15 protein-coding genes are annotated in these 12,701 nt (G+C 62.9%); 8 read left to right on the plus strand and 7 right to left on the minus strand.

All coding sequences use genetic code 11. The features are described from left to right. Positions 1-44 precede the first annotated feature (44 nt). Positions 45-677: an O-methyltransferase gene (locus NEK97_RS08075; RefSeq protein ID WP_257369273.1), complete on the plus strand. Its 633-nt coding sequence runs from the start codon at positions 45-47 to the stop codon at positions 675-677. A 77-nt stretch (positions 678-754) separates the two neighbouring features. Here NEK97_RS08075 and NEK97_RS08080 read toward each other — a convergent pair whose 3' ends face one another. The 4 genes from NEK97_RS08080 to NEK97_RS08095 all read right to left on the minus strand — a co-directional run bounded on the left by NEK97_RS08080 (position 755) and on the right by NEK97_RS08095 (position 3,619). Further along, a complete protein-coding gene (locus NEK97_RS08080; protein ID WP_211714277.1) occupies positions 755-922 on the minus strand; it encodes a DUF3117 domain-containing protein in 168 nt (55 codons plus the stop codon). Between the two features lie 226 nt (positions 923-1,148). Continuing rightward, positions 1,149-2,345: a hypothetical protein gene (locus tag NEK97_RS08085; protein WP_257369299.1), complete on the minus strand. Its 1,197-nt coding sequence runs from the start codon at positions 2,343-2,345 to the stop codon at positions 1,149-1,151. A gap of 77 nt (positions 2,346-2,422) precedes the next feature. Then, positions 2,423-2,764, minus strand: coding sequence for a DivIVA domain-containing protein (locus NEK97_RS08090; protein WP_257369274.1), 342 nt, complete (start codon positions 2,762-2,764; stop codon positions 2,423-2,425). Between the two features lie 18 nt (positions 2,765-2,782). Then, positions 2,783-3,619, minus strand: coding sequence for a TIGR00730 family Rossman fold protein (locus NEK97_RS08095; protein WP_257369275.1), 837 nt, complete (start codon positions 3,617-3,619; stop codon positions 2,783-2,785). A gap of 163 nt (positions 3,620-3,782) precedes the next feature. On the opposite strand from NEK97_RS08095, the gene NEK97_RS08100 reads away from it, so the two are divergent. From NEK97_RS08100 to NEK97_RS08115, 4 genes are all read left to right on the plus strand, one after another. Then, positions 3,783-4,538 (plus strand): amino acid ABC transporter ATP-binding protein, encoded by a 756-nt coding sequence (locus NEK97_RS08100; protein WP_235516869.1) that lies wholly within the window; start codon positions 3,783-3,785, stop codon positions 4,536-4,538. A gap of 74 nt (positions 4,539-4,612) precedes the next feature. After that, the gene (locus tag NEK97_RS08105; protein WP_257369276.1) at positions 4,613-5,491 is read left to right on the plus strand and encodes a glutamate ABC transporter substrate-binding protein; all 879 of its coding nucleotides are present in this window, start codon (positions 4,613-4,615) and stop codon (positions 5,489-5,491) included. A gap of 91 nt (positions 5,492-5,582) precedes the next feature. Further along, on the plus strand, positions 5,583-6,233 hold the full coding sequence (locus NEK97_RS08110) for an amino acid ABC transporter permease (protein WP_257369277.1): 651 nt from the start codon (positions 5,583-5,585) through the stop codon (positions 6,231-6,233). After that, positions 6,230-7,132, plus strand: a complete 903-nt coding sequence (locus tag NEK97_RS08115) for an amino acid ABC transporter permease (protein ID WP_257369278.1) — start codon at positions 6,230-6,232, stop codon at positions 7,130-7,132. The genes NEK97_RS08110 and NEK97_RS08115 overlap by 4 nt, the downstream gene beginning before the upstream one ends. A 64-nt stretch (positions 7,133-7,196) precedes the next feature. On the opposite strand, the gene dapE is transcribed toward NEK97_RS08115, so the two are convergent. Continuing rightward, positions 7,197-8,312: a succinyl-diaminopimelate desuccinylase gene (gene dapE, locus NEK97_RS08120; RefSeq protein ID WP_257369279.1), complete on the minus strand. Its 1,116-nt coding sequence runs from the start codon at positions 8,310-8,312 to the stop codon at positions 7,197-7,199. 85 nt (positions 8,313-8,397) lie between these two features. On the opposite strand from dapE, the gene dapD reads away from it, so the two are divergent. Both dapD and NEK97_RS08130 read left to right on the plus strand, forming a co-directional pair. Then, positions 8,398-9,423: a 2,3,4,5-tetrahydropyridine-2,6-dicarboxylate N-succinyltransferase gene (gene dapD, locus NEK97_RS08125; protein WP_235516884.1), complete on the plus strand. Its 1,026-nt coding sequence runs from the start codon at positions 8,398-8,400 to the stop codon at positions 9,421-9,423. Between the two features lie 13 nt (positions 9,424-9,436). Next, positions 9,437-10,279 (plus strand): hypothetical protein, encoded by an 843-nt coding sequence (locus NEK97_RS08130; protein WP_257369280.1) that lies wholly within the window; start codon positions 9,437-9,439, stop codon positions 10,277-10,279. A gap of 11 nt (positions 10,280-10,290) precedes the next feature. On the opposite strand, the gene NEK97_RS08135 is transcribed toward NEK97_RS08130, so the two are convergent. Both NEK97_RS08135 and NEK97_RS08140 read right to left on the minus strand, forming a co-directional pair. Continuing rightward, positions 10,291-10,902 (minus strand): hypothetical protein, encoded by a 612-nt coding sequence (locus NEK97_RS08135; RefSeq protein WP_257369281.1) that lies wholly within the window; start codon positions 10,900-10,902, stop codon positions 10,291-10,293. 102 nt (positions 10,903-11,004) lie between these two features. Next, positions 11,005-11,628, minus strand: a complete 624-nt coding sequence (locus NEK97_RS08140) for a TetR/AcrR family transcriptional regulator (RefSeq protein WP_257369282.1) — start codon at positions 11,626-11,628, stop codon at positions 11,005-11,007. Positions 11,629-11,708: 80 nt separating this feature from the next. On the opposite strand from NEK97_RS08140, the gene galE reads away from it, so the two are divergent. Further along, on the plus strand, positions 11,709-12,701 hold a 993-nt coding region (gene galE / locus NEK97_RS08145; protein WP_257369283.1), incomplete at its 3' end, for a UDP-glucose 4-epimerase GalE.

A 12,701-nucleotide genomic window follows, 5' to 3' on the forward strand; every position in this document is an offset into this window, starting at 1 on the left:
GTAGTCTGGTACAAACACCCCTACCCGCGGAAAGCGAATCCTTCATGAGTGCCGACAAGTCAACCAGCTGGTCCTATGCAGAAGATCTGCCGGCTGAGGACGACGTCTTGTTGCGTGCCCGTGAGCGGTCCTTCGAGTTGGGTGTCACCCCGATCAGTCCGGGTGTTGGTGCGGTGCTGACAGTCCTTGCTGCTGCGTCCAAGGCACAGACAGTAGTAGAGGTCGGATCCGGTGCCGGAGTATCCGGGGTCTGCCTGCTGCGGGGCCTCAGCCCGCAGGCGGTCCTGACAACCATCGACGTCGATGTTGAGCACCTGAAAGCCGCACGGGAAGCGTTCCTGGAATCCGGCAGCCCGGCAAACCGTACGAGGACCATTTCCGGCAGGGCGGCTGACGTATTGCCTCGCCTAACGGACTCTGCCTACGATCTCGTCTTCATCGATGCGGACAAGCCGAACTTCCCCAAATACGTTGAACAGGCGGTCCGTCTGCTTAAAACCGGCGGCACCTTGGTGATCAATGACGCCCTGGACAAGGACCGGGTGTCCAACCCTGCTGCACGGGACGCGACTACCGTGGTCCTGCGCCAGATCGGCAAAGCCATCCGCGACGACGAGCGACTGGCTTCGGCCATGCTGCCCACGGGTGACGGACTCCTGGTGGCAGTCAAGAAGTAGCGGGGAGCGGCGTCGAAGGACGCCGCCCTTAAACTCAAAGCAGGGCTCCAGCTTCCGCCGGGCCCTGCTTGGTAAATCTATTCGGTCACACCTACGAGGCATTCCTTGAGGTTCTCCGCTTCGGAAGCGTTGAGCTCGACCACAAGCCGTCCCCCACCTTCGAGCGGCACACGCATGATCAGGCTGCGCCCCTCCTTGGTAACTTCCATAGGGCCGTCGCCAGTACGTGGTTTCATAGCCGCCATTAGGAAAATCCCCTCCATTTGTCCCAAGTCCGCCCAACCCGGCCGGGCTGGATCCGCCTAGCAATCGCAGCCGGCGGCACCTCTTGGGAGGCCGCCTTGGCCGGGCACTTTAGGTGCTTTGTCCTTGCTAATAGTCCATTATCCCGTACTTACCCGCCCGTAACGAAATCAACAGTCTGTTAGTCAGGGCTTTGTACATATTGCCGTTCCCGAACAAAGCTCCACGTCAGGGCGGATAATCGCCACCTCCGGGCAAAGGGGCCCACGCCCAGAGCCAAACGACCCAGACCATCTGGAGGAGGATGAACATGATGACGACGGTTCCACGGTACGCCTTGGACTTGGACAACATCGCTGTTGCCAGGGCAAGGGGAAACAGTGGAAGGAGCATCCGGAACGTGCTGGTTTGCGGGTGCAGGAATACCAGCAGGTAACCCATGTAGCAGGCACACCATAGCCGGAGCTCCGTCCCCAGCGCCCGGACTGGCCGGGAGATCATGACCAGTACGAACAACGCCGTGAAGACAAAGGGGGCGAGCACGCCAAGGACTGGACCAAAAAGCATCCGGCCGGTGTCGAACCAGGGCTTGAAGGGCACCAGGTCATCCCCGCGCCATGCAGTTTCAGTGCGGGTATAGGCTGCAGGGTCGCCGGTGGCCGCCCAGGCAATCGCCGGCCATGCAAGGGCTGCGACACAGGCGGCTGCCACCAAGGCACCCAGCGACAACAGGTTCCGCGTGGACAAGGGCCGGGTATCGGAAACGAACCCTTGCCTGTTCCTGGCCGGCCCGAAACGCTGCCATAGATGCCAGAGGAAAAGGAGGCCCACCATGGCCGCGAACGGGACGCCCGAGGGCCGGGACAGCGACATCAGAAGGACCACCGGTATGGCCGCCAGGTAGTGCCGCCGTACAACCAACAGCAGGGACGCTGCCAGAAGCAGGAGGTTCAAGGACTCCGCGTAGGGGACCTGGAGGATCGGCGCGATGGGAAAGGTCGAGACGAAAATGACGCCCCACATGGCTGCGCGCCTGCCCGCGAACTGCCTGAAGAGCTGATGAATGACCAGGACGGCTGCAAGACCTGCCACCATAGCGATGGCAGTGAGCGCTGGAAGCGTGCCCAGCCCTGTGATGGCCGAAAGCCCACGGGCGAGCAAGGGAAACAACGGGTAGAAGGCCCACGCGTTTTCCTTCACCACGCCGTTCTGGTCTAGCGGCAGGACAGCCGGGTAGCCGTCGTCAACGGCCTGCTGGTACCAGCGTGCATCCCAGATGGTGATGAAGTTCCAGTAGTCCGGTGCCGGCGCAAACCAAGGGTTGGTCCCTTGGTGCACTGCGGCGGCCATGAAGATGCACGCACTGACCAGCCGCGCAACGATGAAGACCGCAGCAACCTGGAGCCACCACGGCCACCGTGCCATCCGCGCGCCGGCATCCGACACGGCACGCGAAAGGAGTGCCGTGGGTCCCACTCCCCCGGGCATCTGAGCCCCGGAACTCACTGTTTGGTCCGGGTATCATCATCGACGCCGGGCCGCTGCGGCGTGAGGCCACTGAGCCGCTCGATCTCGCGGTCCTTGGCCTTCAACTGGTCCCGGAGTTCATCGAGTACCTGGTCCACCTGGTCCATGCGGTAGCCCCGCAGGCCCAGGGCGAAGCGGACTGTATCGATGTCGGATGGCTTGGCCTCCGCCGGCAGTAACACCGGAGGGAGGTTTGGCGTCGGGTCATCCAGGCCGGCCCCCATGGAGCGGCCGCGGACGATTCCGGCGCCCACAAAGAGGGCAGCGCCAACCAGGACAATCGCGACGAACACCAGAAAAAAGCTCACAGTGTCCATGGTGCCAGAAACCCGTTGCTACTCCGGGCGCTGCTCTCCGGTGGGGCTGGGCAGCGGGGCACCATGGAGCACGCGATGGACGGCGTCTGCCGGGTCATCGACCAGCTGGATCAGGTCGAGGTCCTTTTCGGACACCATGCCCTCTGCCACCAGAGTTTCCCTGATCCATTCGATCATGGGTCCCCAGAAGCCCACGCCCAGCAGCACAATCGGGAACGAGGTCACCTTGCGTGTCTGGACGAGGACCATAGCCTCGAAGAGTTCATCCAGGGTGCCCAGTCCGCCCGGCAGGACCACAAAGCCCTGCGCGTACTTGACGAACATGGTTTTGCGGGCAAAAAAATACCTGAAGTTGATGCCCAGGTCCACCCACTGGTTGAGCCCCTGTTCGAAGGGAAGCTCGATGCCCAGGCCGACGGAGACCCCGTTGCCCTCCACAGCACCTTTGTTGGCTGCCTCCATGGAACCGGGGCCGCCGCCTGTGATGACCGCAACTCCGGCTTCGGCAAGCTTCCGGCCGACGTCGACAGCCATCTCGTAGTACTCGGTGCCCGGTTTGGTCCGTGCCGAACCGAAGACACTGACAGCAGGCCCCAGGTCTGCCAGGGCACCGAAGCCCTCCACGAATTCGCTCTGGATCCGCAGGACCCGCCAAGGATCCGTATGAATGAACTGGCCGGCACCACTCGTGTCCAGCAAGTGCTGGTCGGACATCCCCGTATCGGCTTGTTTCCGTCGCAGCTCCAAGGAGCCCTTGTGCTTGGCAGGCGCTATCTCGGACGGCAAGGGCACATGGCTGGACTTGGCGCGTCCGTTGGCATCCGGATGGGGAACTGGGTGCTGGCTGATGCTCATTGCCCAAGGCTAGTCCCTATGGACCCCTGCTTCGTCCATGCGACCCGCCCGTTGCATTGCAGTCTGGCATATCGCTGAAGGACAGGTTTCTGTTCAATCACGATCTTGGCGAACTTGGCGTGACCGTAGTCATATTTGGGTCTTTGTTCGCTAGATTCTTCGTATGACTACTCAAGCGTCCGGCGATGCCCTCGTCTCACTGAACGGCGTCAATAAGCATTACGGTCAACTGCACGTCCTGAAAGACATCAACCTGCAGGTTCGGAAGGGCGAAGTCGTGGTGGTCATCGGACCGTCCGGCTCCGGCAAGTCCACCTTGTGCCGCGCGATCAACCGTTTGGAAACGATCGACGACGGTGCGATTGCCATCGACGGGAAGAAGCTCCCGGAAGAAGGCAAGGACCTCGCCCACCTGCGGGCCGACGTCGGAATGGTCTTCCAGTCCTTCAACCTGTTCGCCCACAAGACGATTCTTGAGAACGTCACGCTGGGGCCGATCAAGGTCAAGAAGGTGGCCAAGGGGACAGCTGACAAGGAAGCCATGGCACTGCTCGAGCGTGTCGGTGTGGGTCACCAGGCTCCGAAGCTGCCCGCCCAGCTGTCCGGCGGTCAGCAGCAGCGCGTAGCCATCGCCCGTGCACTGGCCATGAAGCCGAAGGTCATGCTCTTTGATGAGCCCACCTCCGCACTTGACCCCGAAATGATCAATGAAGTCCTGGACGTCATGATCCAGCTGGCCAAAGAAGGCATGACCATGATCGTGGTCACCCATGAGATGGGCTTTGCGCGCAAGGCCGCTGACCGTGTGGTGTTCATGGCGGACGGCCAGATCGTGGAAGACGCAACTCCGGAGGAGTTCTTCACCAACCCGAAGAGCGACCGCGCCAAGGACTTCCTGTCCAAGCTTTTGACCCACTAGCTCCCCACCGCCCGCATCCCGGCTGTAGAGAACGCACCCTGGCCGTACGACGGCCAACCAATGAAAGGAATGTCATGAAGGCTTTTATTACCCGGAGGAAGTCGCTCCTGGTGGCCGCTTCGGCCGTGCTCGCCCTCTCCCTGAGCGCCTGTGGAGGTGGCGGAAGCTCCACCACTCCCCCCGTTGCCTCGGCCAGCTTCGATGCCGGCACGACGATGGAAAAGCTGAACAAGGCGCAGAAGATCACCATCGGCACCAAGTTCGACCAGCCGCTCTTCGGCCAGAAGGGCCTTGATGGCAAGCCTGTCGGTTTCGACGTTGAAATGGGCAAGGCAATCGCCGCCAAGCTGGGCATCCCCGCCGACAAGATCGAATGGGTTGAGACCGTCTCCCAGAACCGCGAATCGTTCATCGAGCAGGGCCGCGTAGACCTCGTCATCGCCACCTACACCATCAACGATGCCCGCAAGGAAAAGGTCGCTTTCGCCGGACCGTACTACGAAGCCGGCCAGGCATTGCTGGTGAACAAGGACGACAACTCCATCACCAAGCCTGAAGACGTCAAGGGCAAGAAGGTCTGCTCCGTCACCGGTTCCACCCCTGCCAAGACCATCGCTGAGAAGTACGGCGCAGAGGTTGTCCCCGCCGCAACCTACACCGCTTGCCTTGAGCCGCTGCGTAACAAGCAGGTTGTGGCTGTCACCACCGACAACGTCATCCTCGCCGGCTACGTCGACAAGGAACCGGACGCCTTCAAGCTCGCTTCGGACCAGACCTTCACCAAGGAGCCCTACGGCATCGGCCTGAAGAAGGACGACACCGTCTTCCGCAACTGGATCAATGACCAGCTTGAGGGCTTCGAAAAGGACGGCACCTACAAGAAGGCCTGGGAAGCCACTGCAGGAAAGGTCATCAAGACCGCTCCTTCACTTCCTGCGATCAACCGCTACTAGTCGGGACCAGTCAGCTGCCGCCGCCCGATGGACGGCGGCAGCTGACGAATCCAGGACCCTGTTCCCTGATTAGCTGCAGCCAAAGGAACCCATGGACGCCGTCATAGCAAGCCTCCCCCAATACTGGGACGGATTTCTCCGAACCCTTTACCTTTCCGTCATTTCAGGAATCATTGCCCTCATCGTCGGGACGATCCTGGCGGCCATGAGGGTCTCCCCCGTGGCTGCCCTCCGCGGATTCAGCACGTTCTACGTTGAAGTCGCCCGAAACACACCCCTCACCATCATCTTCTTCTTCGCCGCAATCGTTCTCCCGCGGTTGGGCGTCAAGTTCGAACAATTCGAAGTGGCTGCCATCATCGCTTTGAGCAGCTACACGGCCGCCTTCATCGCCGAAGCCGTCCGTTCCGGCGTCAACAGCGTGCCCGTAGGACAAGCCGAGGCCGCCCGAAGCATCGGGATGACCTTCATCCAGGTGCTGGGCTTCATCGTCCTCCCACAGGCTGTCCGCACTGTGATCCCGCCCTTGATCAATATCCTGATCGCCCTGGTGAAGAACTCATCGGTAGCCGGCGCCTTCTTCGTCCTTGAGCTTTTCGGCTATGGCCGCAAGCTCTCCAACGACTACGGCGACCAGGTTCTTTGGATCCTCCTTGGGGTGGCGTTCTTCTACCTCCTGATCACAGTGCCGCTGGGCCTCCTGGCTCACTTTGTTGAACGTAAGGTGGCGATTGCCCGATGACCTCGGTTCTGTACGACGTCCCCGGGCCCAAGGCCCGCCTCTACTCGCTCATCGGCTCCGCCGTGGGCATCCTGATCATCTTGGGCGTACTCGCCATTGCGGTGACCACCCTGGCACAACAGGGAATCTTCGACGCCGACCGTTGGGAAATCTTCTACGGTCCCATGGCGCCGGATGTCTGGAGCTTGATCGGCCAGGGCATCCTGTCCACGCTGGCAGCGGCAGCGGTAGCAGCGGTCATCGCTTTCCCGCTCGGCATCGCACTGTGCCTGTTGCGGATTTCCCTGATCGCCTGGATCCGTATCCCCACCCAGGTGGTACTGGAATTCCTGCGTGGCATGCCCGTGGTCCTCATGATGTTGTTCATCCTGCTGGTCTTTGCAACCGGTCAGTTCCAGGCCGTCGTCGTGGGCCTGACGCTGTACAACGCCGCCATCTTTGCCGAAATCCTCCGTGCAGGCATCCAGTCGCTGCCCAAAGGACAACGCGAAGCGGGCCTGGCCATTGGCCTGCGGAGCTTCCAGTCCCGGATGTCCATCGAGTTCCCGCAGGCCGTGCGCCGCATGCTTCCGTCATTGGTGGCACAGCTGGTGGTCCTGTTGAAGGACACCTCGCTGGGCTACATCGTCGGGTACGAGGAATTGCTGCGGAAGATCCAGATCATGGCAGACTTCCTCGGGCCGAACTTCCTGTTCCCTGCGTTCTTTGTGGGCGCTGCGATCTACATCCTGATCAACCTGACGGTGTCCCGGATTGCGATCCTGATTGAGCGCCGCGGCTCCAAGAAGGCCGCGGGTGGCATGGCTCCGATGACAATTCGCACCGGCCTCGAAGGGACCGGCAACGACCCCGTTGCGCAGAACGTGGTTCCTGGCGCGGCGAACCCGGAAAAGAAGTAGTCTCCGCACCACGCAAAGAAGGTCCGCAGCCACCAGGCTGCGGACCTTCTTTTGATTCGTCGGGCTAAGCCAGCCACGTCCGCAGTGCCCGCAGGCACTCACGGATCGCATCGGCGTCGACGTGTTCGTTGTCTTTGTGCGCCAGCAGGGGGTCGCCGGGGCCGAAGTTCACCGCCGGGATTCCCAGCTCACTGAAACGCGCGACGTCGGTCCATCCGTATTTGGGCTTTGGCTCGGCACCCACGGCGGCAACGAAGGACGCGGCGGCGGGGTGGTTGAGTCCCGGCCGCGCGCCCGCAGCGGCGTCGGTCCGGACGACGTCGAACCCTTCCAGCAGTTCGCGGACGTGGGCTTCGGCCTGGTCCGGGGTCTTGTCCGGGGCAAAGCGGTAGTTGATCTCCACCACGCACCGGTCCGGGATGACGTTGCCTGCCGTGCCACCCTTGATCTTCACGGCGTTGAGGCTTTCACGGTAGTCCAGGCCGTCCACGTTGATGGTGCGGGGTTGGTAGGCGGCCAGCCGTTCCAGAATGGGAGCGGCAGCATGAATGGCGTTCACTCCCATCCATGCGCGGGCGGAGTGCGCGGTTTCACCCAGGGTGGTGGCTTCGAACCGGCTGGTTCCGTTGCAACCACCCTCCACCGTGCCGTGGGTTGGTTCCAGCAGGATCGCGAAATCGCCGTGGAGCTGCTCACCGTGGTTCCGGACCAGACGCCCCAGCCCGCTCTTGACCGCTTCCACTTCCTCATGGTCGTAGAAGACGAAAGTCACGTCCTTGTCCGGCTGCCTGCCGTCGTCGAACAGTGTGGCGGCCAAGGCGAGCTGCACCGCCACGCCGCCCTTCATGTCGGTGGTGCCGCGGCCATACAGCACACCCTCCCCCGGCGTGCCGGACTCCCAAGTGGCCGGAACGGTACCCAAGGAACCTTCAACGGTGGGCAGCGGGACCGTGTCCAGGTGTCCTGCCAGGATGACGCGCTCAGCCCGGCCAAGTTCGGTGCGCGCGATAATCGCATCGCCGTCCCTGATCACCGTGTAGGCGGGAATGGCGCGGAGGGCTGCCTCCACGGCGTCCGCGAGCTCAGTCTCGTTTCCGGACACGCTGTTGTAGTCGATGATCGCCGCTGTCAGCAAGGCGACGTCCTGGCGCAGGTCAAGGAGGGCAGGGTTCTGGGTCACTGCTCCAGCTTAACAACCCCCATTGCGACCTGCTGTCCGTGAGACGGGTTTTAACCGACCTCTGCCTGCTGGATACACTTGGCGCATGACTGAAACTGCTTCTTCCACCGTGCCCGCAAGCACAGCCACCGACACCCGCTCAGCCTACGGATTCGGCCTCGCCACCATTGCCACCTCGGCATCCGGGGAAGCAACCGTGCTGGACGTCTGGTACCCGGCACCTTCCTTGGGTGTCGCCGCTGACTCTCTCCGGGACGTGGAGAACGCTGATCCTGCCCTGACGGCACTCGCCGACCAGAGCAAGGACGCAGACCGCGGCACCGAGCAGAAGGTCGTCTTCGCCCAGATCGACCTCGACGCCGCCCCGGCAGACACTGCCGACGCCTACCTGCGTTTGCACCTTCTTTCCCACCGCTTGGTGAAGCCGAACAGCATCAACCTGGACGGCGTCTTCGGCAAGCTCCCCAACGTGGTATGGACCAACTTCGGCCCGGCCGCGGTTGATGGCTTCGAGCTGACCCGGGCGCGGCTGCGCAAGCGCGGCAACGTTGTGGTTTACGGCGTGGACAAGTTCCCGCGCATGGTTGACTACGTCGTTCCCTCCGGCGTGCGCATCGCCGACGCCGACCGTGTCCGCCTCGGCGCCCACCTGGCCGAAGGCACCACCGTGATGCACGAGGGCTTCGTGAACTTCAACGCCGGCACTCTGGGCACCTCCATGGTCGAGGGCCGCATCTCCGCTGGCGTGGTCGCCGGCGACGGCACCGACGTTGGCGGCGGAGCCTCCATCATGGGCACCCTCTCCGGTGGCGGCAAGGAAAAGATCGCACTGGGTGAGCGCGTCCTGCTGGGCGCCAACTCCGGCGTAGGCATCAGCATCGGCGATGACTCCGTGGTTGAAGCCGGCCTGTACGTCACCGCCGGCACCCGGGTTCGCGTGCCGGGGCCCAAGGACGAGAACGGCGAGGACACCAGCACCATCATCAAGGCCGTGGAACTCTCCGGCGTTCCCAACCTGCTGTTCCGTCGCAACTCCACCACCGGCGGCGTGGAAGTCCTTCCCCGCAAGGGCCAGACGGTGGAACTGAACGAGGCACTTCACGCCAACTAGCAGGAGGAAATCCGTGCGCCGGTTCCGCCGCGCCATCGTTGCGGTGCTGGCCTTGGCCCTCATAGCAGGGGCAATCTACGCGATCGTGGCTGTACTGCAGCGCTCCGAGACCCTGGTCACGGAGCGCTGCGTCGCCGTCGTAGGTTCTGACAGCCACGAGCTCGCCACGGACCAGGCAGCCAACGCTTCGCTTATTTCCGCGATCTCCGTCAGGCGCGGACTTCCCCCGCGTGCCGCGAGCATCGCCCTCGCCACGGCCATGCAGGAATCCAGGCTTCGCAACATCAACTACGGTGACGACGCCGGTCCCGACTCCCGCGGCCTGTTCCAGCAGCGGCCCTCGCAGGGATGGGGCACGGAAGCCCAAGTGATGGACCCCGTGTATGCAACCAACGCGTTCTATGACGGGCTGGTCAAAGTGCCCGGCTTCGAAACCATGGAGATCACCCAAGCCGCGCAAGCGGTCCAGCGTTCGGCATTCCCACGCGCCTACGCTCAGCATGAACCGATGGGCCGCGCCTTCGCGTCGGCGCTGACCGGGCACTCGGAGTCATCATTGAGCTGCGAATTGCGCATGCCCGAAGCGGCAGGCGACCCTGCCGCCGTCGTCGATGAACTTTCGACGGCGTTCGGCACCCAGCCGGCCACCGTTCAGGGCCGGACGGTGCAGCTGAATATCAGCGGAACCCAGGCCTGGGCCGTGGCTCACTGGGCTGTAGCGAATGCCAAGACGCTGTCCATCACGCAAGTCGATGTTGCCGGCCAGACCTGGAACCGGGAGAAACGCAACGGCTGGCAAGCGTCGGCGGCTCCAGCCGGACCGGTCACCATCACGGTGTCTGCCCCCACCACCTGAGTTTCTGTAGGTCAGACCAGGAGCTCCACCACCGGCTGGACGTAACTGCGGAACACGTCCGGCTCCGACAAAAGCCGGTGGCTCATGATCATGGTGTTGGGCTCCAGATACCAGGCCCGGGGTTCGCTGAGTGGCAGTTCGATGATGGTGAGCTCGAAGTCCCGGGAGCTCCTGCCGACCTCCAGGAGCCTGTCCTCCACCATCTCGTTCAGCACGTGGGTGACGCCATTTGCCTCGCGCGCTGCTTCCAGGTCTGCGTACTCGTCGATCCTGTCCGTTGCCCAACCAAGGGCAGAGCCGAAATGGGCCTGGAGGACGCGCTGGAGGGCAGGCGAATTCCCGAACGCCTTGAAGCTTGGCGGTGCCAGCTCAGATGCGGGTTTGGGATAGGACTTCACCAGGCTTTCCCACCAGGCCTCCCACTCGGTCTTGAGGGCCTGGATGCCCCCAACATCCGAGGTCAGGTGGCTGTGGTCGGCGTGCCGGACCTTGGGCGCTGCATGGGACAGCAGCGGCGTGCCGGCACCGTCAAGACCGGCAATGTCACGCAAGTACAAGGCAATGAGCATCGGCCCCGAAGTATCCATGGTGATGCGCCATCCCGGGCCGCCTGACTCATGCATCCGACTTCCTCCCTTTGGCAGGTCCCCGACAAGTCCCAGTCTATTCCCGTTAACCCCCGGCGGTAGAGGTCCGGACCCACTGCTTCGCGGGGGCGGAACCGGCTACCGGGATACCGGTGACGCTTCCAAGGAACGCAGGTGGGCGGCGAGGACGTCGCTGCACATTTCAGCGGTCATCCACTCCGGCTGGAGCAATGAATGCATGCACAGACCGTCGAGGGTGGCCAGGAGCCTCTCAGCCTCGGTGACGAGGCCTTCTTGGGCGCTTTCTCCGGGATTCAGCGCCATGATCAAACGCCCGACGACGGCGGCTACGGTACGGTGGCTGCGCTCGGCTTCTGCGGCCAGCACCGGTTTGATGCGTGCAGCATGGCGGAAGGCCATCCAGACGCAGGCATCCACGGCCAGTTCTTCGTCCAGGGGAAGGAATTGGCCGAGCAGGTTCAGGACGGCCACGTGTTGTTCCTGGCTTCCGGGTGGCTCGGCTTCGACTGCACTGAGTGCGGCCTCGAGCCTGCCGGCTATACGGTCGATCACTGCGCCGAAAGAGAACGCCAGCAGCTCGTCGCTGCTGGCGAAGTAGTGGCGCACCGAGCCCACTGCCAGCCCCGCCTCATCGGCTACTTCCCGCAGGGACGCCCGTTCCAGGCCATCACTGGCAATGATCCGAAAAACAGCGTGGACGACTTCCTGGCGCCGGGCTTCGGCATCAACAATTTTGGGCACTAATTGTTTTTAGCACGAACGCGCTTCCACACCCCTCAACACTGAGCGGCGTGGCTTGGATTTCCGATAGCGTAGGGACCATGAAAATTCTTGTCACGGGTGGCACCGGCTACATCGGTTCGCACACCGTTTTGTCCCTTCAGGAAGCCGGGCACGACGTCGTCGTGCTGGATAACCTGGTGAATTCCAGCGAGGAATCCCTCCGCCGGGTCTCGGAGCTGACCGGCAAGAGTGCCGCCTTCCACAAGGTTGACCTGGTGGACGAGCCGGCCGTGGAGGCCGTTTTCGACCAGCACCAGATCGACGCCGTGATCCACTTCGCCGGGCTGAAGGCAGTGGGCGAATCGGTCCAGGAGCCACTGGCCTATTACTACAACAACATTGTGGGCACGCTGAACCTGCTCCGGGCCATGGACAAGCACGACGTCCGCTCGATCGTTTTCAGCTCCTCCGCCACCGTTTACGGCGAGCACAACCCCATCCCTTACATCGAGAAGATGGAAATCGGAGCCAACAACCCTTACGGCCGCACCAAGGAACAGATCGAGGACATCCTCTCGGACCTGGGCAACGCGGACGACCGCTGGCATATCGCACTGCTGCGCTATTTCAACCCTGTGGGCGCCCACCCGTCGGGCCGGATCGGCGAGGACCCCCAAGGCATTCCCAACAACCTCGTGCCATTCATTGCGCAGGTAGCTGTGGGACGCCGCGAGAAGCTCATGGTGTTCGGCGGAGACTACGACACCCCTGACGGCACGGCACAGCGCGATTACATCCACGTGGTGGACCTCGCGGACGGCCATGTGGCAGCCCTGAACTACATTGCCGAACGGGCAGGCGTTCGCCGCTGGAACCTCGGCTCCGGGCGGGGTTCCTCCGTCCTTGAGGTGCTTCGTTCCTTCGAGAAGGCCGTTGGCCAGCCGATCCCCTACGAAATCACGGGCCGCCGCGCAGGCGACCTCCCTGCCTTCTGGGCCGATGCTTCGTCCGCCCTGGCCGACCTCGGCTGGTCCACCACCAAGACGGTGGACCAGATGTGCGAGGACCACTGGCGCTGGCAGAAGAACAAC

This window comes from Paenarthrobacter sp. UW852 (genome assembly GCF_024608385.1).
GTDB lineage: Bacteria > Actinomycetota > Actinomycetes > Actinomycetales > Micrococcaceae > Arthrobacter.